The 26,763-nt window shown below is 69.8% G+C and carries 26 protein-coding genes and 1 tRNA gene; 13 read left to right on the top strand and 14 right to left on the bottom strand.

Annotation, left to right across the window (positions count from 1 at the left end; all coding sequences use genetic code 11):
• The first annotated feature begins 470 nt into the window (after positions 1-470).
• The 5 genes from ABD932_RS21035 to ABD932_RS21015 all read left to right on the top strand — a co-directional run bounded on the left by ABD932_RS21035 (position 471) and on the right by ABD932_RS21015 (position 4,974).
• Entirely contained in the window at positions 471-728 is a 258-nt protein-coding gene (locus tag ABD932_RS21035) for a helix-turn-helix domain-containing protein (RefSeq protein ID WP_345015011.1), read from the top strand.
• A gap of 141 nt (positions 729-869) precedes the next feature.
• On the top strand, positions 870-1,082 hold the full coding sequence (locus ABD932_RS21030; protein WP_345015009.1) for a helix-turn-helix domain-containing protein: 213 nt from the start codon (positions 870-872) through the stop codon (positions 1,080-1,082).
• Positions 1,082-2,233, top strand: coding sequence for a tyrosine-type recombinase/integrase (locus ABD932_RS21025; RefSeq protein ID WP_345015007.1), 1,152 nt, complete (start codon positions 1,082-1,084; stop codon positions 2,231-2,233). Before ABD932_RS21030 ends, ABD932_RS21025 begins: the two co-directional genes overlap by 1 nt.
• A 207-nt stretch (positions 2,234-2,440) precedes the next feature.
• On the top strand, positions 2,441-4,498 hold the full coding sequence (locus ABD932_RS21020; protein WP_345015005.1) for a GNAT family N-acetyltransferase: 2,058 nt from the start codon (positions 2,441-2,443) through the stop codon (positions 4,496-4,498).
• On the top strand, positions 4,495-4,974 hold the full coding sequence (locus ABD932_RS21015; RefSeq protein ID WP_345015003.1) for an ASCH domain-containing protein: 480 nt from the start codon (positions 4,495-4,497) through the stop codon (positions 4,972-4,974). The genes ABD932_RS21020 and ABD932_RS21015 overlap by 4 nt, the downstream gene beginning before the upstream one ends.
• A 58-nt stretch (positions 4,975-5,032) precedes the next feature.
• Here the strand turns inward: ABD932_RS21015 and ABD932_RS21010 are convergent, their stop codons facing one another.
• Complete coding sequence (locus ABD932_RS21010; RefSeq protein WP_345015001.1) at positions 5,033-5,560, bottom strand: hypothetical protein; 528 nt, start codon at positions 5,558-5,560, stop codon at positions 5,033-5,035.
• Between the two features lie 528 nt (positions 5,561-6,088).
• A tRNA-Gly gene (locus ABD932_RS21005) sits at positions 6,089-6,162 on the bottom strand.
• Positions 6,163-6,485: 323 nt separating this feature from the next.
• Here ABD932_RS21005 and ABD932_RS21000 point away from each other — a divergent pair.
• From ABD932_RS21000 to ABD932_RS20990, 3 genes are all read left to right on the top strand, one after another.
• Positions 6,486-6,611: a hypothetical protein gene (locus tag ABD932_RS21000; RefSeq protein ID WP_345015414.1), complete on the top strand. Its 126-nt coding sequence runs from the start codon at positions 6,486-6,488 to the stop codon at positions 6,609-6,611.
• Between the two features lie 138 nt (positions 6,612-6,749).
• The gene (gene dcd, locus ABD932_RS20995) at positions 6,750-7,325 is read left to right on the top strand and encodes a dCTP deaminase (protein WP_126393788.1); all 576 of its coding nucleotides are present in this window, start codon (positions 6,750-6,752) and stop codon (positions 7,323-7,325) included.
• Between the two features lie 8 nt (positions 7,326-7,333).
• The gene (locus tag ABD932_RS20990) at positions 7,334-7,849 is read left to right on the top strand and encodes a phosphoribosyltransferase (protein ID WP_345014999.1); all 516 of its coding nucleotides are present in this window, start codon (positions 7,334-7,336) and stop codon (positions 7,847-7,849) included.
• Positions 7,850-7,949: 100 nt separating this feature from the next.
• On the opposite strand, the gene ABD932_RS20985 is transcribed toward ABD932_RS20990, so the two are convergent.
• From ABD932_RS20985 to ABD932_RS20945, 9 genes are all read right to left on the bottom strand, one after another.
• Positions 7,950-8,459 carry a hypothetical protein gene (locus ABD932_RS20985; RefSeq protein ID WP_345014997.1) on the bottom strand — a complete coding sequence of 170 codons (510 nt, stop codon included), beginning with the start codon at positions 8,457-8,459 and terminating at the stop codon, positions 7,950-7,952.
• 95 nt (positions 8,460-8,554) lie between these two features.
• Positions 8,555-9,106, bottom strand: a complete 552-nt coding sequence (locus ABD932_RS20980) for a YcxB family protein (RefSeq protein ID WP_345014995.1) — start codon at positions 9,104-9,106, stop codon at positions 8,555-8,557.
• Positions 9,107-9,445: 339 nt separating this feature from the next.
• The gene (locus tag ABD932_RS20975; RefSeq protein WP_345014993.1) at positions 9,446-9,667 is read right to left on the bottom strand and encodes a hypothetical protein; all 222 of its coding nucleotides are present in this window, start codon (positions 9,665-9,667) and stop codon (positions 9,446-9,448) included.
• Positions 9,668-9,841: 174 nt separating this feature from the next.
• The gene (locus ABD932_RS20970; protein WP_345014991.1) at positions 9,842-10,888 is read right to left on the bottom strand and encodes a Yip1 family protein; all 1,047 of its coding nucleotides are present in this window, start codon (positions 10,886-10,888) and stop codon (positions 9,842-9,844) included.
• Positions 10,889-10,982: 94 nt separating this feature from the next.
• Complete coding sequence (locus ABD932_RS20965; protein ID WP_345014989.1) at positions 10,983-12,416, bottom strand: FG-GAP-like repeat-containing protein; 1,434 nt, start codon at positions 12,414-12,416, stop codon at positions 10,983-10,985.
• A 20-nt stretch (positions 12,417-12,436) separates the two neighbouring features.
• A complete protein-coding gene (locus ABD932_RS20960) occupies positions 12,437-13,909 on the bottom strand; it encodes a hypothetical protein (RefSeq protein ID WP_345014987.1) in 1,473 nt (490 codons plus the stop codon).
• Positions 13,906-15,315 carry an FG-GAP-like repeat-containing protein gene (locus tag ABD932_RS20955; RefSeq protein WP_345014985.1) on the bottom strand — a complete coding sequence of 470 codons (1,410 nt, stop codon included), beginning with the start codon at positions 15,313-15,315 and terminating at the stop codon, positions 13,906-13,908. The genes ABD932_RS20960 and ABD932_RS20955 overlap by 4 nt, the downstream gene beginning before the upstream one ends.
• 78 nt (positions 15,316-15,393) lie before the next feature.
• Positions 15,394-16,872 carry a hypothetical protein gene (locus ABD932_RS20950; RefSeq protein WP_345014983.1) on the bottom strand — a complete coding sequence of 493 codons (1,479 nt, stop codon included), beginning with the start codon at positions 16,870-16,872 and terminating at the stop codon, positions 15,394-15,396.
• A gap of 224 nt (positions 16,873-17,096) precedes the next feature.
• Positions 17,097-18,362 (bottom strand): FG-GAP repeat domain-containing protein, encoded by a 1,266-nt coding sequence (locus tag ABD932_RS20945; protein ID WP_345014981.1) that lies wholly within the window; start codon positions 18,360-18,362, stop codon positions 17,097-17,099.
• Between the two features lie 183 nt (positions 18,363-18,545).
• Here ABD932_RS20945 and ABD932_RS20940 point away from each other — a divergent pair, with 183 nt between their 5' ends.
• Complete coding sequence (locus tag ABD932_RS20940; RefSeq protein WP_345014979.1) at positions 18,546-19,340, top strand: SAM-dependent methyltransferase; 795 nt, start codon at positions 18,546-18,548, stop codon at positions 19,338-19,340.
• Between the two features lie 33 nt (positions 19,341-19,373).
• On the opposite strand, the gene ABD932_RS20935 is transcribed toward ABD932_RS20940, so the two are convergent.
• Positions 19,374-19,841, bottom strand: a complete 468-nt coding sequence (locus tag ABD932_RS20935) for a GNAT family N-acetyltransferase (RefSeq protein ID WP_345014977.1) — start codon at positions 19,839-19,841, stop codon at positions 19,374-19,376.
• Positions 19,842-19,888: 47 nt separating this feature from the next.
• On the opposite strand from ABD932_RS20935, the gene ABD932_RS20930 reads away from it, so the two are divergent.
• The 3 genes from ABD932_RS20930 to ABD932_RS20920 all read left to right on the top strand — a co-directional run bounded on the left by ABD932_RS20930 (position 19,889) and on the right by ABD932_RS20920 (position 22,831).
• On the top strand, positions 19,889-20,437 hold the full coding sequence (locus ABD932_RS20930) for a YciI family protein (protein WP_345014975.1): 549 nt from the start codon (positions 19,889-19,891) through the stop codon (positions 20,435-20,437).
• A 93-nt stretch (positions 20,438-20,530) separates the two neighbouring features.
• Complete coding sequence (locus ABD932_RS20925; protein ID WP_345014973.1) at positions 20,531-21,718, top strand: MFS transporter; 1,188 nt, start codon at positions 20,531-20,533, stop codon at positions 21,716-21,718.
• Between the two features lie 399 nt (positions 21,719-22,117).
• Positions 22,118-22,831, top strand: a complete 714-nt coding sequence (locus tag ABD932_RS20920) for a DUF2637 domain-containing protein (protein ID WP_345014971.1) — start codon at positions 22,118-22,120, stop codon at positions 22,829-22,831.
• A 9-nt stretch (positions 22,832-22,840) separates the two neighbouring features.
• On the opposite strand, the gene ABD932_RS20915 is transcribed toward ABD932_RS20920, so the two are convergent.
• Positions 22,841-23,134 carry a zinc-ribbon domain-containing protein gene (locus tag ABD932_RS20915; protein WP_345014969.1) on the bottom strand — a complete coding sequence of 98 codons (294 nt, stop codon included), beginning with the start codon at positions 23,132-23,134 and terminating at the stop codon, positions 22,841-22,843.
• Positions 23,135-23,221: 87 nt separating this feature from the next.
• Complete coding sequence (locus tag ABD932_RS20910; protein ID WP_345014967.1) at positions 23,222-25,504, bottom strand: (Fe-S)-binding protein; 2,283 nt, start codon at positions 25,502-25,504, stop codon at positions 23,222-23,224.
• Between the two features lie 189 nt (positions 25,505-25,693).
• Here ABD932_RS20910 and ABD932_RS20905 point away from each other — a divergent pair, with 189 nt between their 5' ends.
• Positions 25,694-26,758, top strand: coding sequence for an MraY family glycosyltransferase (locus ABD932_RS20905; protein ID WP_345014965.1), 1,065 nt, complete (start codon positions 25,694-25,696; stop codon positions 26,756-26,758).
• Positions 26,759-26,763: the final 5 nt, after the last annotated feature.

Below are 26,763 nucleotides of genomic sequence, written 5' to 3'. Positions count from 1 at the left end.
CTCCTAGGTGAGGACGGGGAGGTGCGCCCGGCCCTCGTCGGGCGGTGCACGGGGGAAGGGTGGCCCACAGCCCCGGTCTGAAGGCACGGGGGAGGGCTGGTGGCGTCGTATAGCCAAGACAGCCACATCAATGCCGCACAAGTCCAGCATTCCGCCGGGAAATCAGACAGCTGACGGCGAACGTGTGCTGCGAGGCATCACCAAAACCATAAACCCGGATCGCCGGTTGCCGAAATAATGGACCGTCAGCTAAAGCCAGAAGGATCACATCGGGAACTCGTTGACCCCCCGTTGCGGCGCAAGCTACAACACAACACCCCACGTCAGAGCCCATCATCTGGCTGGCGAAGAGAGACCCGCCGGACACCTGGAACCTCAGCCGAGAGGTAACTCCCGACCGTCCGCGGGGCGCAACATAGCCGACGATCCCCGGTTAACCAAACCGGCGAATGCAAGCTACAAATGGAGCCATGGCAGCACGATCCCTGGAAATCGGGCCGACCGGAATACGGACCGCCCGCACCATCGAAATTCTCCGCACCGAACGCGGCCTCGCCCAGCGCGAGCTCGCTGCCCGGGTCACCGCCCTTGGCCGTCCGATGACCAACACGATGCTGTCCCGCGTCGAACGCGCCCAACGCCGCTGCGACGTCGACGACCTCGTCGCCCTCGCCCAGGCCCTCCGGGTCTCGCCCTTGTCCCTCCTCCAAAGGACCCGCGCCGCGTAGCCCAGGCGACGCCTGCCGAACGGCCTGCCTCACCGAACCACTCCCGATTGAAGGACCCAACGCTCTTGCGCCGACCCGCAATACCCTCTGCCCTTCCCCGCTCCCAGCGCACCGCCTGCACCGCGCAGGAGGTGACCGCGAATGGCTGACCGCCTCCTGACCGTGGTCGAGGCCGGCGAAATGCTCGGCACGGGCGAGCGCTTCGTCCGCCGCCTGATCACCGAGCGCCGCATCCGCTACGTCAAGCTCGGCCGCCCCGTGCGTATCCCCGAGAGCGCCGTCGCCGAGTACGTCGAGGCGCGCACCGTGGAGCCGGTCAGCCGCATCCGCGCCCGCTACGGGAAGGCGGCCTGATGGCCGGGTGCAAGCCGCAGCGGCGGCGCGAGTTCGGCACGACCCGCAAGCTCCCCTCCGGTCGATGGCAGGCCCGCTATATCGGACCGGACGGACAGCGGTACACCGCGCCGGAGACGTTCGACACCAAGAGCGACGCGCAGAAGTGGCTCAACCTCACCCGCGCCGACATCGAACGCAACCACTGGCGCGACCCGGACGCCGGCGCGGTGAACTTCGAGAAGTACGCCCTGCGTTGGATGGAGGAGCGTGGCCTGGCCCCGACCACGGTCGACCGCTACGACGGCCTGCTGCGCCTGCACATCCTGCCCACCTTCGGCCGCAAGGACCTGGACGAGATCACCCCGCCCTCCGTCCGCACATGGCGGGCCGAGCGCCTCAGGGCGACCGGTGCCACCACGTTCGCCAAGTCGTACCGGCTGCTGAAGGCCATCCTGCAGACGGCGGTCGACGACGACCTGCTGCCCAACAACCCGTGCCGCATCAAGGGCGCCGGCAAGGAAGAGGCCGACGAGCGACCCACCGCCACCGTCGAGCAGGTCTTCGACCTCGCCGACGCCATGGGTCCGCGCTGGCGTCTGATGGTCCTGCTCGGCGCCTTCGCCTCCCTCCGCCCCGAGGAGCTGGCCGAACTGCGCCGTCGCAGTGTCGATCTCGACGAATGCTCCCTGCGCGTCACACAGGCTTCCCCGGAGCTGACCAACGGCAGGCGCGTCACCGGCGACCCCAAGACTCGGGCGGGCAAGCGCACCGTCTACCTGCCGGACTTCCTGAAGCCCGAGCTGCGTCGCCACCTGCAGTGGTTCGCCGAGAAGGAGTCGGACGGCCTCCTCTTCGTGGGCGAGAAGGGAGCGCCCTTTCGCCGCTCGACCTTCGGACGGAAGTGGCGCAAGGCGAGGACCAAGGTCGGGATGCCGGACAACTTCCGCTTCTACGACCTCCGCCACACCGGCAACACCCTCGCCGCCGACACCGGCGCCAAGCTGAAGGACCTCATGGTCCGCGTCGGCCAGTCCTCGGAGCGGGCCCAGCTGATTTACCAGCATTCGACGGCGAAGCATCAGCGCAGGCTCGCTCAGGGCATTGACGCCGAGGTGCGGCAGCAACTGCGCGAGTCAGCTACGGAGGCGAGGCCGGCCGCAGAAGCGTGATGACGCGCGGGGCCACCTACAGAACCCGGTCGGACAGGTTTCCGCCCGGGTTCCCTGCACCAGTAGCCGTGTTGAGACGGACACTGCAGCACCGTGCGCCCCTCGTGCCCCCTTGAGGCACGGCCTCCGTTGAGATCAGCTTTCCCTGTATGTACTGACAGGGGAGTTGAGGCTGGTCTCGGCCGGCCCTTCTGGAGGGGGAAGTTAGTGGCGATCAAGTTGCTGTCGGTTTCGCCTGCGCAGGCCGAGCTGATCGACAAGGCCATTGCGCTGGGCGATGGCTACACCAAGACGCTGGGACTCCTGACACCTCCTGCGTACCGCCAGGCGGCGGAGGCGGGCGGACTTCTGGTCGCCGTCGAAGCGGACGAGGTAATCGGCTACGCCCTCTTCGGACTCCCGAAGAGGAGTGCGCACATACGCCTCGCCCACCTCTGCGTGGCGGAGGAGCAGCGCGGCAGGGGCATCGCACGACTGCTGGTGGAGGCGATCAAGGAGAGGTATCCGCAACGGCTCGGCATCAAGGCCAAGTGCCGACGGGACTACAACCTCAGCGACATGTGGAGGAGTCTGGGGTTCGTCCCGCACGGCGAGGTACGAGGACGCGGCCGGGACGGAGAGATCCTGGACGGATGGTGGCTGGACCTTGGGCACCCGGACCTTTTCACGGAGGTGGAGAGCGACGCCCTGCTGGTGGTGACGGTCGACCACGGAGTCTTCGCCGATCTGCGCGGACTCGCCGACAAAACCGACGCCGAGGAATCCCGCGCGTTGGAAGCGGGCTGGATGACTGACCTGGTCGAGCTCGCCTACACGCCCCAACTGGTCCATCAGATCCGCGACATCGCCGACACCGCCGAGCGCCAGCATCAGAGGGCGGCGCTGCACGGCCTTCGCCAGCTCACTCCCGATGCCGCAGTCGTGGCCGAACGAGCGGCTGAGCTGCTCAGTGCGGCCACGAAGTCGCTCCCAGAGGTGCCCGTCAACGAGGCACTCCGTCGGTGCGTGCGGTACGTCGCCGAGACCTCGTGCGCCGGCCTCCAAGTGCTGGCCACCAGGAACCCGCTCCTGACCCGCCTGGCCGACGTGGCCTGGGACGTCGCCAGGGTCCGTGTCGTATCACCCTCCACCGTGACGCTGCACGTGGACGAGCTGCGGCAGGCACAGGTCTACCGCCCGGCCGATCTGATGGGTACGGAGTTCCGGTCCACCGAGGTGTCCCCGGGCGCAGAGGATCAACTGGTCGCGTTCTTCAACCAGTCAGGTGGAGACGACGGTTCGGCCTTCGCCGAACGCCTGCGATCCCTGAACGCGGACACGGTCGTATGGCGTCGCGAGCTGCTGCGGGACGGCGAGGGCCACCCCGTCGCCCTCTACGCATGGGCGCTGGACGGGCGGACTCTGGTGATCCCCGTGCTCCGCACTGCGGACCACCCTTTGGAAGAGACCCTGGCCAGGCAACTCCTCTTCCTGCTCAAGCGCCTTGGGCGCGACTGTGGCGCGGAAATCATACGGATCGCCGATCCGCATCCCTCCGCGGTCGCCAAGGCTGCCGCTGCGGACGACGGCTTCTTCGAGCACGACGGCAGGCTCGTGGCCCTCCTGGTGAACGTGTGCGGTACCGCATCCGAAGTTGAGGCGGTCGCCGGCGGACTCGCTCGCGAGCTGACTATGGAAGCGGCCGCTCTGCACGCCGGGATGCCGGCCGAGGTGGCCGCCGTGGTGGAACGAGCCTGGTGGCCGGCGAAAGTCATCGACTCCGGGCTGCCGTCCTTCCTCGTGCCGATCAAACCGCGTTGGTCCACCGAGCTGTTCAACGTGCCCGCCATGCTCCTGCCGCGCAGCCACGTCCTGGGGATCAGCAGGGAGCACGTCTACTACCGTTCCTCGGGTCGCCGAGGCGAGAGTGTCCCCGCCCGCCTCCTCTGGTACGTCAGTGAGGGCGCTGCCGGCGTGGACGGCCAGATGGTGGTGGGGAGTTCGCGCCTCGACGAGGTGCTGATCGACACACCCGACACCCTCTTCTCGAAATTCGAACACCTGGGCGTATATGGTCGGGCTGAGGTACAAGGAGCCGCCGACGCCACCGGTCGCGCCATGGCGCTGAGGTTCTCGGACACTGAGATCTTCCCCAAGCCGATGACGCTGCGGCGATTGACCTCGCTGGCCAAGGAGCTGGGACTACCGTTGTCGCTGATCTCGCTGTCGAAGATCAGTAACGAGCTGTTCCAGGCGGTCTACAAAGAGGGGCACCGAACGACGTGAACGATCCGGAACGCGCGATGCTGCTGTCCGTCCACCCGCGCTTCGCCACCGCGATCCTGGCCGGCAGTAAGACGGTGGAGGTCCGCCGCCAACGCGTCGCCGCGCCTCCCGGAACCCTGGTGCTGCTCTATGCGACCGCGCCCACCATGGCCCTGGTGGGCATGGCGCGCATCGCCTCAGTCCACGTGGCTTCCCCCAGGGAGGTCTGGTCGGCGCATCGCGCCCAGACGGGGATCACTCGACGCGAGTACGACGCCTATATGAGCGGCGCTGCCCAGGCCAGCGGTCTCACGCTGGAAGATCCCGTGTCTTTTGACGAACCCGTGCCGCTCAGCGCGCTGCGTGCCACGGGTGCCTTCCATCCTCCGCAGAGCTACCGCTATCTGAAGAGCGACGATCTCCGGCGGGTGGTCGAAGCTGGCCCTGTTGTGGCCACTGCCCTTCGCGAGGCGTTGGGTGGCCTGGTGCCCGCGTAGCGAGAGCAAGTGAACGATACGGCGCGGTCATCGGCGCCGATCGGTTGACTTACCTGGGTCAGGCGAAGAGCAACGTCGCCCACTGGCTCCCAGGAACGACGCCGCCGTGATGGGAGCACGCTCCTTGCGGTCCGATGGACGTAGAGGGCCATCCGTCCAGGCAGTGCGGGGGCGCGGGCATCACCACGCGGCTGACTTCTGAAGGCGCCTGCCGTATACGGGAGGCTTGGCCTATGTAGAGATCGCTGAAGCACTCCCGGTGATCGAGCACGACTTGCGCGGCCTGCCCGGCGAGGTCGCGCTTCTCGCTGTACGCCGCCGCGATGTCCGACTCTGTAGCCGACGTGGCGTCGATGTCGCCGAGGCCGTCAGGGAAATCGGGGCCGAGTTGCAGGTGGACAACGCTCGGGTCGATGGCCGGCACAAGAGGAACCCGTACCGCCTGCGCTTTGTCGCTCAACCTGCGTGCCTTGCTTCGAAGCGGGTTGCATGCGGCCTCGTGCTGCTCGTCCGTCCAGGAGCCCCAGGCGCAGGAGCCCAGGCCGACCAACAGGGCGAGGGTGACGACGCCGAGGCCGACGTGCATCCTCCGCCGTTCTCGTTCGGCTCGCAGTCTTGCCCTGTCGGCTCGGGCTTCTGCTTCCGCCTTTGCCGCTTCGCGTTCGGCCCGTGTCGCGTGATGGCGGCAGCCCCGGCCGATCTCTTGGGGGAGCTTGCACGGCGTCCCCTTCTGCGTGGGGCGCCTGCACCGCGGCGCTGGTCGGCTTCTTCGAGAGCGGCTGTACCTGGGGGACATGTCGCGCATTGTTGACCACCGGCCCGCATAGCCGGGGCCGAATGGTCGAAGCAGGGCTTGCGCAGTCGAGGCCCGGAGCCATCCTGCAAGTCGCCCTTTGCGACAGTGACTTGTTCACCATTTGCTCGACCTGTGACCGGGATCACTCAGAATGCGTCTCGCTATTCGAGACGCGCCAGCGCTGCTGCGGCCGAGCTGGTGCTCCAGGACCCTCTGAGTGGCCGTTTGACCTGCACTTAGGGCACGTGGAGGGCACGCCACCCCCAAATTGGTCTAGACAACAAACAAACCCCAGGCCGCTGACCTGGGGTTTCATCATGGAGCGGGTGACGAGAATCGAACTCGCGCTCTCAGCTTGGGAAGCTGATGTTCTACCATTAAACTACACCCGCGTAAGACGCCCGCTTCCGTGATCATCCGGAGCCGGTGTCCGATCGCCTGGTCACTGTACCTCATCACCGGCCCCTGGCGCTGACGCCCTGGGGCCTGAGGGCGTTTCAGGGGGTGGATGTGACTGCGGTGCACCGGAGTTGGGGCGTACGGTGGAGGGGTGGGAGAGGGTCCGGGTGGGGTCGGAGTGCCGCCTGGAGGGCCGTCCCTTTGATCCCGTAATGTGGCCTCTCGTCGTGAGGCAGGCAGTAGCCAGACGCGGCTCTTGGGGAAGGGACTCTAGGACTTGATGGAGCGCACCGTCGTCCGTTGTGCCGATGGGCACGTGTTCAGCACCGCTTCGTTCCCGATGCAGCAGGCCGAGCGCCTCGGCCCCGGCCGGCTCGTCCGGTGTCCTCGGTGTGCCCGGCTCCGCAGCGTGGTGCCGGTGCAGTTGGAGAAGCAGCAGTAGCGGTAGCTGCAGTAGCAGTAGCAGTAGTAGCGGTAGGTACCGCTGGTACCGCAGTAACCGCAGTAACAGCAAGTGCAGCGCCAGGCGCGCGGACGTCACGATTGTGGTCGTTCCGCGCGCCTTGCGTATCCTCGGGGCGTGCTTCTCTCAGACAAGGACATCCGGGCCGAGATCGACGCCGGGCGGGTACGGATCGATCCCTTTGACGAATCCATGGTGCAGCCGTCGAGCGTCGACGTGCGGCTGGACCGGTACTTCCGGGTGTTCGAGAACCACCGGTACCCGCACATCGACCCCTCCATCGAGCAGGCGGACCTGACCCGGCTCGTGGAGCCCGAGGGCGACGAGCCGTTCATCCTGCACCCCGGGGAGTTCGTGCTGGCCTCGACGTACGAGGTCATCTCGCTGCCCGACGACCTCGCCTCCCGGCTGGAGGGGAAGTCCTCCCTAGGGCGGCTCGGGCTCGTCACCCACTCCACCGCCGGGTTCATCGACCCGGGGTTCAGCGGGCACGTCACCCTTGAGCTGTCCAACCTCGCCACCCTCCCCATCAAGCTCTGGCCCGGCATGAAGATCGGCCAGCTGTGCCTGTTCCGGCTCAGCTCGCCCGCCGAGTTCCCGTACGGGAGCGAGCGGTACGGATCCCGGTACCAGGGGCAGCGTGGGCCCACCGCCTCCCGGTCCTTCCAGAACTTCCATCGGACTCAGGTGTGAGCAGCGGTATGAGTGACAAGCAGCTGCGGGAGAACCTCACCTACGAGCTGTTCGGCACCGCCGTCCGAGAGCTCGCGCAGAGCATCGCGGACGACGGGTACGAGCCGGACATCGTCCTCAGCATCGCCCGTGGTGGCGTCTTCGTCGCCGGCGGGCTCGCCTACGCCCTCGACTGCAAGAACCTCCACCTGGTGAACGTGGAGTTCTACACGGGCGTGGGGGAGACCCTGGAAATGCCCGTCATGCTCGCTCCCGTCCCGAACGCGATCGACTTCACCGACAAGAAGGTGCTGATCGCCGACGACGTCGCCGACACCGGCAAGACGCTGAAGCTCGTGCACGACTTCTGCCTCGACCATGTCGCCGAGGTGCGCTCCGCCGTGATCTATGAGAAGTCCCACTCCCTCGTGAAGTGCGAGTACGTGTGGAAGCGCACCGATGAGTGGATCAACTTCCCGTGGAGTGTGTTGCCTCCGGTGCACAGGGCGGGCGAGGCGCCCAAGGAGAACCTGGAAGCGCTCTGACCTGCATGGCGGCCTTGCGGCTGCTGCGGTACCGGAAAGGCAAGAGGCCCTCGGCTGATCGCCGGGGGCTTTTCTGTGCGTGCTCTACGGAGCTCGGCGGCTAGTCCGCTTGTTCAAGGGTCAGTTCACTGCGGATGGGCTCGGCGCGCCACATCGCTGCCAGTGGGGGACAGGACTCGATGAACCTGCGCACCTCCGCGAGCGCGGCAGCCCTGGGGGCGCCGATCTCGTCGAAGTCGTACCCGGTGTCCTGATGCCCGAGGCCGTCGAGACCGGCCCACGCGGGGTCCTCGGCGAAGACGAGCTGCAGGTCCACCTGCCAGTACTCGGGCTGCCACTCGGGATCGTCACGCCCGCCGGCCCCGGTGACCGCGAGCTGCCGCCCGAAGGACAGCGACGGCTGGTCGTCGTTCCAGTGCCATCGGCCCCATTGGGCGATGAAGCCGTCGCCGTCGTCCTCGGGCCGCTCGATCCCGTCGACCTCGATCTGGCAGAACTCGCCGAAGGCATCCCAGGCGGCATCGACGTCGCGTACGGCATCGGGTTCGAACCCGCGCTGTCTCAAGAGCTGCGCGAAGACCTCGGCGCTGGATCTCCATGAAATGGGCATGCGGGATGCTACTGCGGTGCTGCCCGTCGCTCAGGGTTCGGCCCTGGTCGGCCCGGAGCTACGGCACAGGGTCGCCGACGTGGGTCGTCCCCGGACTAGAGCCGCTTCAGATTCCGGTCCAGGATCTCCCGGAGCCGGTCGACGTCCGCCGGGTCCTGTGCGCCCCGCTTGGGCACTATCGCGACGCCGGTCGCGCGGTCGCCGCTGAGGAGTACGAAGAGGCCGGGTGTCTCCAGATACGCACGGGACACCGTCCAGTCCATGCTGAAGGACGCCCGCTCGCCGGTGCTGACGGCGCCGCGGTCGTCGGCCACCGTTCGGCACTGTCCGTATGGCTCCACCATGCTGAACATCCGGCGGGCCATGGTGCGCAGCCCTCGTAGGGTGGCCCAGAACGCGAGGGGCACGGTGAGCACCAGCGAGATGCTCCACACGAGCAGCCCGGCATCCTCGAGAACCGCGAAGACGGTCACGGCGATCGCCGCAGTGAGCGGCGCCATGAGTGCCTGGGCCCGCCCGGACGGTGACCGGCGAGCTCGGGCACGGAGCGCCTCTTCGTAGTCCGCGGCCGTCGGCCGGTAGACGAACTCCACGGCCGTGCCGAGGTTCGTGTTGTGATGTGAGGATTCCCCGCCCCTGGTGTCCATGGGCAGGGATCGTAGCGAGAAGGCGTCAGGCGGATCCGGCCGGCCGGGCCAAGATCCACCGATGCCCTGTCGAAGCCACCGCTAGGCGGCCTTGCGCCGCGCCGCACGCGGGCCCGGGGCGGGCTCCTGTGCGTCCTCGGACCAGAGGATCTCGTCTTCTCCGAAGTCCGGGGCCTGGAAGGGCTGTGTCGTCGGAGGCGGTGATGCCGCCGTGGAACGGCGGGGTTGCCCTTCCAGGGCGGAGAACAGCGACGTGGGGTCGATGGGAGGTCTGCCTTTCGTTACAGGTCCCTGAGAGGGCCTGGCGTGCCGTGACGGGCACAGAGGGTCTGAGCGGTCCTAGAGCTTGGTCATTTTGGCGTACGGGCTCAGGATCCGCATTTGCGCCGAGCCGAAATCCACGAGCGCCGCGATTCCGTCCTCCACGCCGACCACCCGGCCGAGGCCGTACACGTCATGTGTGACCTGGTCGCCGGTGGCGAAGTGCTTGGGAGGCGGTGCGACCGGGGCCTTGAAGGGGCTGGTGGGCAAATGACGCTTCGGTGCCGCAGGCTTAGTCATGGCTCAGTATGAGCCCATGTGTGTCCCGCTCGCTGTGGCCATTGGCACAGATCCTCACGGCGGCAACCGGGTCACGCCACTGACCTGGGGTTTCGAGACAAGGCGAGGCGAAACTCGACCGTACGAAAGGGCCCCCGGCGTTCTCGCCGGGGGCCCTTTCGTAGGTCGTGGGCTCTAGAAGGTGCCCAGCTTCACGATCGACAGCAGCGCGACCAGCTGGATCGCGCTCGCGCCCAGTGCCTTCGGCCACGGCAGGTCGTGGGACTTGGACACCATCAGGGTGAGGAGGGCGCCCGCCGCCACCCAGGTCGCCCAGCCGAGGGCCTGGACGAACGTCGCGTCGCCGCCGGCGAACATCGCGAAGATCAGGCGGGGCGCGTCCGTGAGGGACATGATCAGCATGGAGAGGCCGACCGTGGGCTGCCAGGCGCCGTCGCCGCCGAGCTGGCGGGCGAGGGTGTGGGTGACCACGCCCAGGACGAACGCGGACACCACCATCGCCACCGCCGTCGTCGCGACGATCGGGACCGCGTTGGAGAGGGTCGCGTTTATCGCGTCCTCTCGTGCGGTGTCGAAGCCGAAGACGGCCAGGAGGCCGTAGAGGAACGTCACGACGAGGGCGGGGCCCCACATCGTGTAGTCCCGCATCTGGAGGAAGGTCTGGGTGGGGGAGAGGACGATGCCGCGCAGCAGCTGCTTCCAGTGCAGGCGGGGGCCGATCGGGCCGGCCGGGGCCGCGCCCGCCTGGTAGGTCCCGCCCTGGTTGTAGGGGTCGTCGCCGACCGAGAACGCCTGGGTGTGGCCCGGGTTGTTCGCCGCGTACGGGTCCGGGGCGCCGCCGCCCGGGCCCTGCGGGTAGTCACCGTCGCCGAAGTACTCCGGCTCGCCATGACCACCGTGACCGCCATGACCACCGTGGCCGCCGCGGCCGCTCGCGCCGTAACCGCCGTAGCCACCACCGCCGTTCGCCTGAGGCCAGCCGCCACCGCCGCTGCCCGAGCCGCCGTACGGCTGCTGCGGCGGCGGGGGATAGCCGTACGACGGTCCCTGGGGCGCCTGCTGCCCGTACGGAGGTTGTTGGGGGCGCGTCTGCGGGGTGCCGTTGTTCCGGCTGCCCCGTCCGATCCTGAATCCAGCCACGTCTTCGAACGTACCTGGTCCAGGAGAGTCGCGTGCCGGGCCCTGCGGATCGGGCCCGGCTTTGCGGCCGAGCTGTGACATCCCCTAAGGGGTGCAGCGGTGCTGTTCTCCGTGGTCGGTCGGGGTTCGGCCGTACGGGAGGCCGTACGGCAGCCCCACAGCACCGGGCAGCGCGTCAGCCCGCCAGCACGTCGCCGAAGTAGGCGAGGCCCGACGGGCCGCCCAGCGTAGTGCTCCCGAAGGACTTCGAGCCGGTGGCCGTGATGCCGGTGGAGCTGCCGCGCAGGACCCAGACGGCGCCCGCACCGTCGTTCTCGGCGCGGGCGCCGGCGATCAGCTCGGCGCGCCCGTCCTTGGTGGTGTCCGTCAGGAGGACCGAGTGGCCGAACTGGTCGTACTTCTCGGCGGTGCCCGGCACACCACTGGTGTCCTGCGAGAACGACTTGGATCCGGTGCCCGTCAGACCGGAGGCCGAGCCGCGCAGGACCAGGACGGAACCGGCGTCCGCCTGCCCGCTCAGGTCCTCGTTCGCGACGCCGACCGCGACGTCCGTGTAACCGTCGCCGTTGGTGTCACCGGCTGCGAGGCTCCAACCGAAGGCGTCGTTCTTCTCCGCCGTGCCCGGCACGCCCGCCGTGTCCTGGGTGATCCGGACCGGGGTGCGGGTGCTCATGCCGTCCGCGGCGCCGTACGTCACGGTGATCGCGCCGCCGGGGCCGCCGTCGGGCTCGGAGGTCGACTTCTCCATGAAGTTGCCGGTGACGATGTCGCCGTAGCCGTCCTTGTCCACGTCCGCGACGGCCGCCGCGTAGCCGCCCGCGAGCTTGTCGCCGGGCGTGAGGCCGGCCGCCGACCCCTGGTAGAGGACGCTGCGGGTGCGGTAGCCGCCGCTGATCTCCTCCAGGCCCATGACCAGCAGGTCCGTCGTGCCGTCGCCGGTGACGTCGCCCGCGACGAGCTGCTCGATGCTGATGCCGGTCTGGTCCAGGGTGTCGATGCCGACGTGTCCGGTGGCCGTGCCGGTGCGGGAGATCGGGCCGTTGAGGATGTTGAGCTCCGGGGCGGCGCCGTTCACCGTGGCCAGGTCGGTGTCGCCGTCGCCGTCGAAGTCGCCGGCTGCCACGGATCGGCCGAGTTCGTTCTTGTACTGGGGGAGCGGCGAGGTGATGTCGGTGGCGGACTTGATACCGGTCGCGCCGCCCCACAGCACCGTCAGGACGCCGTACTGGCCGGTCCGGCCGATCTGTTCGCGGGGGACGCCGACGACGATGTCCGTGTACCCGTCGTCGTCCAGGTCGCCGGTGGTCAGGTGGTCGCCGAAGTCGTCGTACGCCTCGGGGACACCGGGGATGCCGGCGGTGTCCTGGCTGATGATCTGCCGCTTGCCGGTGTCCAGGCCGCTCGCGGTGCCGTAGACCACGGCGACGTAGCCGGCGTCGCCCTTGCCGATGATCGGGGCGAGGGGCGCGCCGATCACGGCGTCGCGGTAGCCGTCGCCGTTGAAGTCGCCGTGCAGGCCCGAGGGGGCGGCGGAGGCGCTGGTGGCGGGCAGGGCGGTGAGGAGGCCGGTGGTGAGGGCGGCCGAGAGGAGGAGGGTGCGCTTGCGCATCGTGAAGTCCTTTGCCGTGCTCAGGAGTTGAGTGCGGAGCCGTAGCCGGGGCCGCCCGCCGTGGACACGCCCGTCGTCGCCGGGCCGAAGCTGATCGCGCCGCCGGTCGTCACACCGGTCGTCGCGCCGCGCAGGGACCAGATCGCGCCGTCGCCGTTCTCGCCGGTCGCGGAGACGGTCAGTTCGGCACGAGGGTCGCCGGAGTGGTCGGCGAGCAGGACGCGGGCGCCGAAGCGGTCGTTCGGCTCGGAGGTGCCGGGCACGCCGGCGGTGTTCTGCGTGAAGGTCTGGACGCCGGTCGTCCTGAGGCCGGAGGCCGAGCCGTACAGCACGGTGACCGCGCCGGCCCCGGAGTTCTCGCCGGACGCGCCGACGGCCAGGTCGGCGTAGCCGTCGCCGTTGACGTCGCCGAGGGAGACCTCGCTGCCGAAGTTGTCGCCGGTCTCGGACGCGCCGGGCACTCCGGCGGTGTCCTGGGTGAGGACGAGCGGGGTACGGGCGCTGTCGGGGCCGTCCGGGCCGCCGTGGACGACCGTGACCTTGCCGCCCAGCGCGCCCGACGGGTCGGCGGAGGTCTCCCGGTGGTTGCCGACCGCGATGTCCAGGTAGCCGTCGCCGTCGATGTCGCCGACGGCGGAGGTGTAGCCGTACGGCAGGTACTCCAGCCAGTAGGCGTCGAAGTTGATGTCGCCGTCCGCCAGCGCGGTGACCGCGTCGTCGGTGCCCGACTGCCGGCCGTGCACGATCAGGCGGACGTGGCCGTCGGCCGCGACGGGTCCGGCGGTGAGGTGTTCGATGCCGTACGACGACGAGAACGGGTGCTGGGCGGAGGAGGCCAAGGACGCGCCCCAACCCTCGCTGAGGGTCCCGGACTTGGTGATCGGACCGGAGACGGCGCTCAGGTCGAACGTGCCGGTGCCGCCGGCCGCGGCGTCCGTGTCGCCGTCGCCGTCGAAGTCGCCCGCGGCCAGCGCCTGGCCGTAGCGGTCGCTGTCGAGACTGTTGAAGTTGGGGAGCGTACGCGCCCCGGACAGCCCGGACGCGGAGCCCCAGATCACGACGACCGTGCCGTCGTTGGTGTCCCCGCCGACATCCTCGCCGGGCGCCCCGATCAGCAGATCCGCGTACCCGTCGGTGTCGAGGTCGGCGGAGGCGACGGCGGACCCGAAGGCGTCGTCGGTCTCGGCGGCGCCCGGGACGCCGGCGGCGTTCTGGGTGAGGAGCGTGCGCGTCGAGGTCTTCAGGCCGCCGGAGCTGCCGTAGACGACGGAGACGGCGCCCGCCTTGGCCTTGCCGCCCACCGTGGCGCCCGGCGCGCCGATCGCGAGGTCGACACGGCCGTCGCCGTTGAAGTCGTACGGCTTCGCGGCGGTGGCGGCATGGGCGGCCGGGGCGGCGAGGGTGAGCGCGAGCGGGGTCAGGGCCGCCGCGACGAGGGCGACGGTGACGCGGTCGCGGGTACGGGCGCGTGCCGTACGGCGAGGGGACGTCACTGGGCGATCACCGAGCCGAAGTAGTAGCCGGACGGGAGGGAGAGGGCGGCCGCGGTCAGGCCCTGGGCACCCGTGGTGGTCAGGCCGGTGGAGCCGCCGCGCAGGGTCCAGACGCCGCCGGTGCCGTTCTCGCCGTCGACACCGACGACGAGGTCGGCCCGGCCGTCCTTGGTGATGTCGGTGAGGTCGACCGCGGAGCCGAAGCGGTCCCCGGTCTCGGCGGTGCCCGGCACACCGGCGGTGTCCTGCGAGTACGACTTCGCACCCGACGTGCTCAGCCCGGCGGCCGAGCCGAACAGCACGGTCACCGAGCCCGCCTCCTTGGCCGCGCCGAGGTCCTCGCCGGGGGCGGCGGACGCCACGTCGGCGAACCCGTCGCCGTTGATGTCGCCGGTGCTCAGGAACATGCCGAAGCCGTCGTCGGTCTCGCCCGCGCCGGGCACGTTCGCGCTGTCCTGGTGGACGACGGTCGGCGTCTGCGCGGGGTCGGGGCCGTTCGGGCCGCCGTACCAGACGGTGATCTGGCCGCCCTTGTGGCCGCCGGGCTTCTCGGCGTTCGGGTCCGAGGAGTCGCCGAGGACGAGGTCGCCGTAGCCGTCGCCGTTGATGTCCGCGATGGAACCCGCGAGGCCGTCCGCGTTCGGCAGCCCGGTGAACTTGTAGCCGCCGCCGGTCCAGCGGTAGTAGTCGATCCGGCCGCCGGAGTCGCCGTCCTCGCCGAAGGGGTAGACGCGCTCGGCCGCGCCGTCGCCGGTCAGGTCGCCGGCGATCGCGTCGAGCGTGGAGCCGACCTCCCCGACGCGGTAGTGGCTCAGCGGCCCGCCGGTGCGCGTGAACGGGCCCAGGTACAGGCGGGTGTGATTCTGTCCCGTGAGGGTGACGTCCATGTCGCCGTCGCCGTCGAAGTCCCCCGTCGCGATGCCGCGCGAGAAGCCGCCCCACTCGGCGAGCGTGGACGGCTGCGGCAGCCCCTTGCCGCCGGACAGCCCGGACTTGGAGCCCCACAGGACGGTGCCGGAGCCGACGCCGTCCCGGTCGCCGATGCTCTCGCCGGAGGCGCCGACGACGAGGTCGGAGTAGCCGTCGCGGTCCAGGTCGGCGGTGGCCAGGCCGGAGCCGAAGAGGTCGCCCGACTCGGCGGTGCCCGGGACGCCGGTGGAGTTCTGGGTGATCACTGCCTTCCGGGTGGCCGAGACGCCGGACGACGAGCCGTACAGCACGACGACGGCACCGGCGCAGGACGCGGATCCGACGTCCGTGCACACGGCGCCGACGGCCACATCGCGGTATCCGTCGCCGTTGAAGTCACCGGAGAGCCCGGCGGCGGCGTTGGCGGTGGCGGCGGGCAGCGCGGTGAGCAGGCCGGTGGTGAGGGTGGCGGCGAGGAGAAGGGTGCGCTTGCGCAAGGTCGGTGGCTCCTGGGAGACGGAGGGGAGGCCGGGCCCGCGGGGACGGACGGGCCCGGCCTGTCGGGACGTACGGGCTCAGTCGGCGAAGTTGGCGCCGAAGTACGGGGTGCCCGTCGTCGAGACGCCCGAGGTGCTCGGGGCGATGCTGCGGGAGCCGGTGGTGACGATGCTCGCGCCGTTCGAGGGCAGGTAGGTGAGGCCGCCGTTGCCGGCGTTCTCGGCGGAGCCGGCGATCAGGTCGGCCTTGCCGTCGCCGGTGACGTCGTCGAGCTTGAGGTCGATACCGAACAGGTCGCCGTCCTCGTCGTTGCCGGGGACGCCCGCGGTGCTCTGCGCGAAGGCCTGGGCGCCGGACGTGGTGTTCAGTCCGGAGGCCGAGCCGTACAGGACGGTGACCATGCCGGTGTCCGTGGCGCTGCCGATGTTCTCACCGGCGACGCCCACCACGAGGTCCTGGTAGCCGTCGCCATTGATGTCGCCGAGGTCCAGCTCGTAGCCGAACCAGTCGTTCTTCTCGGCCGTGCCGGGCACATTGCCGGTGTTCTGGGTGATGCCGGTGGTGGAGCCGAGGCCGCTCGCGGCGCCATAGGTGATCCACACCTTGCCGCCGTCCTCGGCACCGGGGAAGGTCACGCCGTCGTCGGCCTTGTTCCAGTGCATGCCGGTGACGATGTCGCCGTAGCCGTCCCCGTTGACATCGCCGATCCCGGTGATGACGCCGCCCTTGAGGGGCCGGGCGTCGCCGGCGGACAGGCCGCCGTCGGTGCCGGGCACAAGGTAGTTGGTGTTCCAGCCGTACTCGGTGTCGTTCTCGAAGCCGTCGACCACCATGTCGGTGCGGCCGTCGCCGTTCACGTCGCCCGCGGTGAGGTTGAGCGGGCCGCGGGCCGTGCCGCCGGACCGGATCTGGGGCTTGACGGTGTAGCGGCCGCCGAGTGCGGTGCCCGAGGTGCTGAAGCCGCCCTTGAAGACGTGGATGGTGCTGGAGGTGTTGCCGACGGCCAGGTCGTCCGTGCCGTCGCCGTCGAAGTCGCCTGCGGCCAGGTTCTTGCCCCAGGCGTCGTGCTGGGCGGGGGCCGGGTCGGCGATGGTGACGCCCATGCCCGTGATGCCGGAGGCCGAGCCCCACAGGATGGCGAGGCCGCCGCCGTCGACGTCGCTGCCGACGTCCTCGCCCGCGGCGCCCACGGCGATGTCGTCGTAGCCGTCGCCGTTGAAGTCGGCGTAGGCGGTGTCGTGGCCGAAGCGGTCGCCGGCCTCGGCGGTGCCGGGGGCGCCGGTGGTGTTCTGGCTGATGGTGTGGCGCTTGCCGGACGAGACGCCGGTGGCGGTGCCGTACAGGACGACGAGCTGGCCGGCGTCCTTCTTGCCGCTGACGTAGGCGCCGTCGGCGGAGAAGGCCACGTCCCCGATGCCGTCGCCGTTGAAGTCGGCGTGCGGGACGTGGGCCGAGTCGGCGGCGGTCGCCGTCGAGACGGCGACGCTGAGCAGACCGCCCGTCAGCGCGGCCGCGGTGGCCGTCGCGAGGGCGAGTCGCAGGTGGTGCTTGTGCATGCGGGTTCTCCTGCTGCATGCGGGGATGCCTGGCGGGGCATCCGCAGTCGGTGGGGTGCGACCGCCGGTGTTCTCCGGGAGTTGTCCTCGGGTTCACGGTGCGGTCGGCGAACAGGAGACCGGTGATGGGGCGGAAGGGTTGTACGTGAGTTCGGTAAATCTTTGAGGCGCTGGCGGTGTGCGGCGTGGGTCCCGATTTCCTGCCGTACGCCCACCCGCCGGGCCTACGGCGTCAGGAACTCCGAGCTGGAGAACGTGACCGACGGCCGCGCCGCCACCAGACCCTTCTCGACCCCCGGGTACACGGCCACCGTGTCCTTCGTCTCGCCGACGTACGCCCGCACCACCAGCTCCGCCCGCCCGTCCCCGTCGAAGTCGCCGACGGCGATGACGCGTGTGGTGCCCCGGGCCGGTGGCTCGACGGTCACCATGCCCGACTCTCCGACTCCTGCCGTACGGCCCCGGAAGACCCGCAGCCGCGAGCCGCTGGAGACGAGTTCGCCGATGCCGTCGCCGTCGAAGTCGGCGGTGTCGAGCATGGAGCCGGGAACGTCGAGGGTGCCGCGGGCGGCGGTGGCCGGGAGGTCGTAGCGCAGGAACGTTCCGTCGAGGGTGCCGATCGCCGCGTCCAGGGTGTCCCTGCCCTTGCCGAAGGCGCCGAGGGCGACGTCGATGCCGGAGGGGAGGGCGACTCCGGTGCGGGTGGGGCCGGTGGGGCCGCCCAGGACGAGGGCCGAGGGGCCGGCGCCTTCGGTCGTACGGATCACCAGGTCGTCGTATCCGTCGTCGTTGACGTCGGCGGACGGGCCGGTGGGGACGTTGCCGGGGGCCGGGACCGGGGCGCCCGCGGTGCGCGGGGTGCCCTTGCGGCTGAACGGGCCCCGCAGGAAGCTCAGCTGCCCGCCCGACGCGTGGACGACCAGGTCCTGTGCGCCGTCGCCGTCGAAGTCGCCGCACACCGGCCGGTCGGGCCAGTCGTTGCCGACGCGGGCGGAGGCCGGGATGGCGAGTTTGACGGCCTTGCCGGCCAGGCCCTTCGGGGAGCCGAAGAGGAGCTGGAGGGGGACCGGGGGCCGGCCCTGGCCGTCGTAGGGCGGGTCGGTGGAGACGACCAGGTCCGTGAAGCCGTCGCCGTCCAGGTCGCAGGTCTCCTCCGCGTCGAAGACGGCCGGGAGCTGTCCCTTCGTCGGTGCCGCCTGCCGCTGCGGGCTGAGCAACTGCCGTGCGCCGGGTGTCAGTCCGCGGTCGCTGCCGTAGACGATGCCGATGCCCGCGTCGTCGGCGTGGGCCTGGGCCTTGACCAGGTCGTTCAGGACGAGGTCGCGGTGGCCGTCGCCGTTGAAGTCGTCGGGGGTCCTGCTGCCCTTGCCGCCGGGGACGGGGAGTCGCGTGGGGGCGTCGGCGATCTGGACCGGAGTGGGCCGCGCCGACTCGGCGTCGTCGTGCCGGGTGGGGCCGCAGGCCGCTGCCAGCAGGAGGGTGACGCTCATGGCCGCCGTACATATCCCGGCTCTTCGCATGCGCACCGATCACCTCGTCAGCACCTGGGGCAACAACTGGGTAATGATGCACGCGTTCGAGGAGAGGCGACAGACCTGTGCGGGGATACGCGAAGCCGCGGCGGCCGCGGGGCTAGGTTATGGGGTGACATTCGGCCAACTCGGGGAGTTCCCATGCCAATTGAACGCCCGCTGATCAACAGCAGCGTGCCGCATTCCGCCCGGATCTGGAACTACTGGCTCGGCGGCAAGGACTGCTACGAGATAGACCGGCAGGTCGGCGACCAGATAGCGGGCGGCAACCCGGCGATCCTCGACATCGCCCTGGCCCAGCGGGCGTTCCTCGTGCGGACGGTGGAGTACCTCGTGCGCGAGGCCGGCATACGGCAGTTCCTGGACGTCGGCACCGGGCTGCCGACCGCGAACAACACCCACGAGGTCGCCCAGCGGCTCGTCCCCGAGACCCGGATCGTCTACGTCGACCACGACCCCGTCGTCCTGGCCCACGCCGAGGCGCTGCTCACCAGCACGCCCGAGGGCGCCACCGACTACATCGACGCCGACCTGCGCGAGCCCGAGACCATCCTGGAACAGGCCGCCAAGACCCTGGACTTCAGCCGGCCGATCGCGCTGATCCTGCTGGGGATCACCGCCCACATCACCGACGACACCGTCTACGGCATCGTCGGCCGCCTGGTGGACGCACTGCCCTCCGGCAGCCACCTCGTGCTCTGCGACGACACCGAGGTGCTCAACCCGCGGCAGATGCGGGAGATGATCGAGCAGTGGAACGAGGCGAGCGACAACCCCCGGGTCAACCGCAGCCCGCAGGAGCTCGCCCGGTTCTTCGAGGGCCTGGAACTGCTGGAGCCGGGTGTCGTGTCCGTGTCCCGGTGGCGCCCGAACGAGCCGGGTGACCAGGCGCCGGCCGAGGTCGACGACTTCGGCGGGGTGGCGCGCAAGCCGTAGCGTCGTCGGAGCCGCAGTGGCCCTCAGCGGACCTCAGTGGCCCTCGGTGGCTCGGCCGCGAGGGCCACGCACCATGAACACGTCCACCGGATCCTCGGACTCGACGGTGAACCCGTGCCGCTCGTACAGCCGTCGGGCCGGGCTGCCCCGCAGCACGTTCAGCCGTACGACGAGGCCGTCGCCGTAGCGGTCACACCGCTCCAGCAGCTCGCGCAGCACACCCGAACCGATACCGCCGCCCTGCAGAGACGGGGCCAGGTAGAAGTGCTCCAGCCAGTGGCCGCCCTCGCCCGGCCGCAGCGCCACACACCCGGCGAACGCGCCGCCCACCTCGATCACCCAGGTGTGCTCCGGCTCGAACCCGTCCCGCAGCCGCTGCCGCACGCGCCGCTCGTCGTACCGCCCGAGCCGCTCCAGATCCGCCCGCAGCACGAGCGCGCGCAACTCGGCCACCGCCTCGACGTCCGACGCCGAGGCGGGCCGTATCTCCCAGTCCGCCATGATCGGCACGCTAGCCGGGCGGGGGTCCGTCGGGCTTCACTGGGTGAATGGAGTTCTTCTGCTACCACCGCGATCGGCCCGGCTCGCTCCCGTTGCGCGAGGAGTTGCTGGAAGCGCACTGGTCCTACATGGACGGATACGAGAAGGAGCTGATCGCCCGCGGCCCGACCTTCGCCGCCGACGGCGAGACGCCCACCGGCAGCGTGCACATCGTCGACCTGCCGGATCCGGCCGCCGCCCGCGCGTTCGCCTTCGACGAGCCCAACTACCAGGCAGGCGCGTACCGGGACGTGCTGCTGCGCCGGTGGCGCAATCTGCTCGGGCGCACCATGTGGGACTTCCCCGGCGGCCGGACCGACGGCAACCGCTACCTCGTGCTCGGCCTCGGCACGGGCGAGGCCACCGACCTCGCCGTACCGCCCGACCGCGACGAACTGATCGCGTACGGGCCGCTGCTGTCCGACGACGGCGCCACGTGGCTGGGTACGGCGGTGCTGCTCAGGGCCCCCGACCTGGACACGGCACGCGCCGTGCTGACCGTGGACCGGTATGCCGACGTCGAGGTGCATGACTGGGAGTTCGGCGGGCGGCGATAGGTGCCTGGGCGGCGAGGGCTTGATCGATGCCCCCTTCCTGCCGGATGCGACAGCTGATACGTACGTACATGTGACTGACGAGGAAGGCGCCGCATGACCGCGACGTCGGCGCAACAGGCCGCCCCCGCCGCCCGGATGTGGCCCCTCTACGCCGCCGGCTTCACCACCGCCTTCGGGGCCCACGGCATCGCCGCCAACCTCGGCGGGCACTCGGAGGACGCCGTCACGTCGCTGCTCGTCCTGGGCGGCCTGCTCGCCCTGTACGACGGCGCCGAGGTGCTGCTCAAGCCGCTGTTCGGGGCGCTCGCCGACCGGATCGGCGCCCGGCCGGTGCTGCTCGGCGGGCTCGTCGCGTTCGCGGCCGCGTCCGCCGCCTATGTCGTCGCGGACAGCCCCGGCTGGCTGTGGGCGGCCCGTCTGGGGCAGGGCGCCGCGGCCTCCGCGTTCTCGCCGTCGGCGTCCGCGCTGGTCGCCCGGCTGAACCCGGCCGCGCGGCACGGGCGGGCGTTCGGCAGTTACGGCTTCTACAAGTCCATCGGCTACACCCTCGGCCCACTGCTCGGCGGCGTCCTGGTGTGGGCCGGTGGCCTGCGGCTGCTGTTCACCGTGCTGGCGGTGCTCGGCGCGGCGGTCGCGCTCTGGGCCGCGGTCGCCGTCCCGCACGTACCGCCGCTGCCCAGGCAACGGCAGACGGTCGTGGACCTCGCCCGGCGCCTGGCCGACCCCGCCTTCCTGCGGCCCACGGCAGCCCTGGCCGGGGCGACCGCCGCCCTCTCCGTCGGCGTCGGCTTCCTGCCGGTCTCCGGCGCCGCCGCCGGACTCGGCACGGTGGCCACCGGCGCCGCGGTCTCGGTGCTGGCGGCCTGCGCGGCCGTCGTACAGCCGAAGGCCGGGCGAGCCCTGGACGAGGGCCGCCTCACCGCCCCCGCCGGCCTCACCGCCGGGCTGCTGATCACCTCGGCGGGCCTGGCCTGCGCGATGCTGCCCGGCCTGACCGGCGTCCTGGCCGCCGCGGCCCTGATCGGCATCGGCACCGGCCTGATCACCCCACTCGGCTTCGCCGCGCTGGCCGCCGCAACCCCCGCCGAACGGCTCGGCCAGACCATGGGCTCCGCCGAGCTCGGCCGCGAACTCGGCGACGCGGGCGGCCCGCTGCTGGTGGCCGCGGTCGCCTCCGTCGCCACCCTCACCTACGGCTACGCCGCCCTCGCCCTCCTCCTTGCCGCCGGCCCCGCCCTCGCCCTCGCGGCCCGGCGGCGCCCCACACCCGACAAGATTTAGTAATACATTTTCGAGATCTTGAGGATCTCGAGGATCTCGAAGACCGTGGCGATCTTCGGCGCCTTCAGAATTTCATCGGACGGGCATTGTCATTGGATATTCCAGATAATCACCGTTGACGGATATTCCCCCGAATGCCAGATGTCCTGCGCCGTCCGGCACTCGTTAGGTGGGCGTGACTTGGCAGGAAAGAGACGCAGGTGAGGGTGGCCCGTTCCGCTCGCGACAAGCAGCTGATCGGACCACTGCGGAGAGCATCACGCATTGCTCGGATCTGCTCGAGGACTTCCTGAGAACCATCAGTCGTATGGAGAGTGAATATCTCCGGGCGTCGATGGAAGGGGAAAGGTTCTAGAAATGAGGACCGACTATGACGCGGTAGACGATCACCCTCATTACATGCAGCAGGTCGACACGCAGCATCTCTGGCAGGTCCCCGATCCGACGATCTCGGCGGAGGCGTGGGATCCGGATGCGGAACTGGCCCAGATGCTGAACACGACGCACGGCGTGGGCCTGGATCCCGCTCCTCCCCTGCTGGACAGCGGCACACGTCTGCTGGACAGAGACGCTCGCCTGCTGGACCGGGACACCCGCCCACCGGAGCGGGACACCCGCCCGCGCCGCCCGGTCAATCGACGGCGGCCTCAGGCGGGCGCACACATTCTCGGCGGGAATCCGCGGATCATCACCGTCGCGGTTCTGGTCGCGGCCATCACGGTGTGTGCGGTGACGATGCTGACCTGGTCCATCTCGTACTCGTACGATCAGCTGCGCAGTATCGCGCTGCTCGTCGTGTCGCCGAAGCTCGCGCAATGGTGGCCGTTGACGGTGTACGGGCCCTGGCTGTTAGCGGGACTGTCCATTCTGCGGGCCTCCGTGCAGCGCAGAACCGCCCGGCGGTCCTGGGCGGTCATGCTGGTCTCCTCCGGCGTGGCGGTGGCCCTCTGTATCGGCCAGTCACCGCATTCCCTGCTCGCGATGGTCGTCGTCGGAATTCCGCCGATCACCGCCCTGGTCTGCTTCCGCGAACTCGTCGGCCAGTTCTCGTCGCGGCCCGGCCCCAAGCACGCCGCCGACCCGGTGAACGGGTCGAAGCAGACGAAGTCCTGACCGGCCGGGTCAGGACCGGTACGGCTGCTGCGGCTGCCCGTAGGACTGCTGACCGCCGGGTCCGCCGGACGCGGCCTGCGCCTGCAGCCGCTCGGCCTGCTCCGTGGTGACCTTCTGCTCGGCGCCGCAGAAGGTGCACTGCGTCGCGTACTTCGTGGAGACCGGGAACAGCGGCACGAAGAACAGCGTGAACTTCGTGACGCGCTTCCTGAGCGTGTGCGCGGCCGGATTGCCGCACTGGCCGCACACCAGCGTGAGGATCGCGAGCTGGTAGAGGTAGCCCTTGGTACCGAAGATGATCACGCGCCGGATCCTTTCCGATCACTTCCTGCCTGTACGACGACGCCCCCTGTCCGAACGTGGACAGGGGGCGTCGGACTGCCATCGACGCTACTTCACCGGCTCGGGCTCCGGCTCGCTCTCCGTCTCGGCGGTGTCCTCGGGGTCCACCGGCGTCTTGACGGACTCCAGCAGCAGCTGGGCGACGTCGACGACCGTGATGGACTCCTTGGCCTTGCCGTCGTTCTTCTTGCCGTTGACCGAGTCGGTCAGCATGACCAGGCAGAACGGGCAGGCGGTCGAGATGATGTCGGGGTTGGTGGAGAGAGCCTCGTCGACGCGCTCGTTGTTGATGCGCTTGCCGATCCGCTCCTCCATCCACATCCGCGCACCACCGGCGCCGCAGCAGAAGCCGCGCTCCTTGTGGCGGTGCATCTCCTCGTTCCGCAGACCGGGAACGTTCGCGATGATCTCGCGCGGGGGCGTGTAGATCTTGTTGTGGCGGCCCAGGTAGCACGGGTCGTGGTAGGTGATGATGCCCTCGACCGGGGTCACCGGGATCAGCTTGCCCTCGTCCACCAGGTGCTGGAGCAGCTGGGTGTGGTGGATGACCTCGTAGTCGCCGCCGATCTGCGGGTACTCGTTGCCGAGCGTGTTGAGGCAGTGCGGGCAGGTGGCGACGATCTTCTTGGCCGACTTGGGCTTGGCGGACTCGGGCGTCACCTTGCCGTCGTCGTCCATCTCCTCGCCGAACGCCATGTTCAGTGCCATGACGTTCTCCATGCCGAGCTCCTGGAACAGGGGCTCGTTGCCGAGGCGGCGGGCGGAGTCACCGGTGCACTTCTCGTCGCCGCCCATGATCGCGAACTTCACGCCCGCGATGTGCAGCAGCTCCGCGAAGGCCTTGGTGGTCTTCTTGGCGCGGTCCTCGAGGGCGCCGGCGCAGCCGACCCAGTACAGGTACTCGACCTCGGTGAGGTCCTCGATGTCCTTGCCGACGACCGGGACCTCGAAGTCGACCTCCTTGAGCCACTCCAGGCGCTGCTTCTTCGCCAGGCCCCAGGGGTTGCCCTTCTTCTCCAGGTTCTTGAGCATCGTGCCCGCCTCGGACGGGAACGCGGACTCGATCATCACCTGGTAGCGGCGCATGTCGACGATGTGGTCGATGTGCTCGATGTCGACGGGGCACTGCTCGACACAGGCGCCGCAGGTGGTGCAGGACCACAGGACGTCCGGGTCGATGACGCCGTTCTCCTCGACGGTGCCGATCAGCGGACGCTCGGCCTCCGCGAGGGCGGCGGCGGGCACCCCGGCCAGCTGCTCCTCGGACGCCTTCTCCTCGCCCTCCATCGACTTGCCGCCACCGGCCAGCAGGTACGGGGCCTTGGCGTGCGCGTGGTCCCGCAGCGACATGATCAGCAGCTTCGGGGAGAGCGGCTTGCCCGTGTTCCAGGCCGGGCACTGCGACTGGCAGCGACCGCACTCGGTGCAGGTGGAGAAGTCCAGCAGGCCCTTCCAGGAGAACTGCTCGACCTGGGAGACACCGAAGACGTCGTCGTCACCGGGGTCGGTGAAGTCGATCGGCTTGCCGCCGGAGGTCATCGGCAGCAGCGCGCCGAGGGCCGTCCCGCCCGTGGCGTTGCGCTTGAACCAGATGTTCGGGAAGCCCAGGAAGCGGTGCCAGGCAACGCCCATGTTGGTGTTCAGCGAGACCACGATCATCCAGATGAACGAGGTGCTGATCTTCACCATCGCGGTGAAGTAGATCAGCGTCTGGAGCGTGGGGACGCTCAGGCCCTTGAAGGCCAGGACCAGCGGGTACGAGGCGAAGTACGCGGCCTCGTAGTGCTCCACGTGGTGGATCGCGCCCTCCAGGCCGCGCAGCACGTAGATCGCGAGGCCGATGGTGAGGATGACGTACTCGACGAAGTACGCCTGACCCGACTTCGAGCCCGCGAAGCGGGACTTGCGGCCGGCTCGGGAGGGCAGGCTCAGCAGGCGGATCACGATGAGCACCGCGATGCCCAGGATCGTCATGACGCCGATGAACTCGATGTACAGCTCGAACGGCAGGAACCCGCCGATGACGGGCAGCGTCCAGTCGGCCTGGAAGAGCTGGCCGAACGCCTGCGCCAGGGTCGGTGGCAGGGTCAGGAAGCCGACCGCCACGAACCAGTGCGCGAAGCCGACGATGCCCCAGCGGTTCATCCGGGTGTGGCCCAGGAACTCGCGTATCAGCGTCACACTGCGCGCGTAGGGGTTGTCGGTCCGGCTGCCGGCCGGGACCGGCTGGCCGAGCTTGAAGTACCGGACGAACTGGCCGATGGCGCGTGCTAGCAGCGCAACGCCGACCACGGTCAGTACCAGCGACACGATGATCGCGGCGAGTTGCATTTCGGGGCTCCTCGGGCCTGCGAGGGGTCAGATATTACTAAGCGGTAACTTATGCAGTCCGTCTGAGACTACCCCCATCTTCAGTCGCACTGTAGCCAGGTGCGGGGTGATCTGAGTCGCTGAGGGTTGCCTTAAGATCCGAACGTGTTATTCGTCTCAAAAAGGGATATACGGCACTAACCTAGCTCCGTGCTGTACGGGATCGCCGCCGCCACCGCCGCCCTTCTCCTCGCCGCCTTCCTGTCGGCGCTGTTCCGGCTGCCCGCGCTGCGCCTCGGCATCATCGACCGTCGGCGGCAGCGGCCCCTGCCGTTGTTCGGCGGTCTGGCCGTCGTCCTCGCGACCTGCCTGGTCGTGGCCGGCTGGGAGTGGGCGGGGGTCGCCCCGCTGGGTCCCGAGATCCGGCGGCTGCTGATCGCCGCGGGCGCTGTCGCCCTGCTCGGGCTGGTCGCCGACGTGCGGCGGGTGAAGGAGCGGTTCCTGGTCGGCGGTACGGCCGTGGCGGCGGCCTTCGTGGTGCCGTACGGCGAGACGGGCTTCCTGCTGGGGGTGCCCGCCGTCGGCCTGATCGTCCTCGTCGCCGTCGGTTTCAAGGCGCTCGACCATGCGGACGGGCTGGCCGGCACGGTCGGGGTCGTCACCGCCTTCGGGGTCGGTGTCCTCGCGGCGGCCGAGGTGATGGACGAACTCGCCGTGCTGCTCAGTGTGCTGGCGGCCGCGCTGACCGGGTTCCTCATGCACAACTGGCCTCCCGCGCGGATCGGGTTCGGGGCGTGCGGGTCCCTGTTCGTCGGGTTCGTGCTGGCGGCGTCGGCGGTGATGACCCGTGCCGGACGCGATCCGGTGTCGAGCCTGGGCATCCTCTACTCGCTCACCGCCCTCGCCACCGCCGACGTGCTCCTCGTGGCGCTGTCCCGCCGACTGGCCGGGCGGCCGCTGCTGCGCGGCGGACCCGATCACCTCGCCCATCGGCTGCGCCGCCTCGGACTCACCCCGCAGGGTGTGACGATCCTCCTCGGTGTCGCGGCCTTCGCCGGGGTGCTCGTCGGCGTTCTCGTGCACATGGGGTGGATGGCCGTGTCCGGGGTGTACTGGGTGGGGGTGACCGCTCTCATCGCCGTGGTGGGCTGCCTTCGGATCAAGGTCTACGGGCCTCGGCGTCAACCCTCATTTCCCCTGGGGGAACCCTCTCGGACGTCTACCCACGTCACATCCACGCAGGTCAGAGCCCAGTTGCGTGTAAGGAACGGATAAGAGTT

This window comes from Streptomyces shaanxiensis (genome assembly GCF_039537145.1).
In the GTDB taxonomy this organism is placed as follows: Bacteria; Actinomycetota; Actinomycetes; order Streptomycetales; family Streptomycetaceae; genus Streptomyces; species Streptomyces shaanxiensis.
Note: the sequence above shows the minus strand (reverse complement) of the source record. Positions and strands in the feature narration are given on the sequence as shown.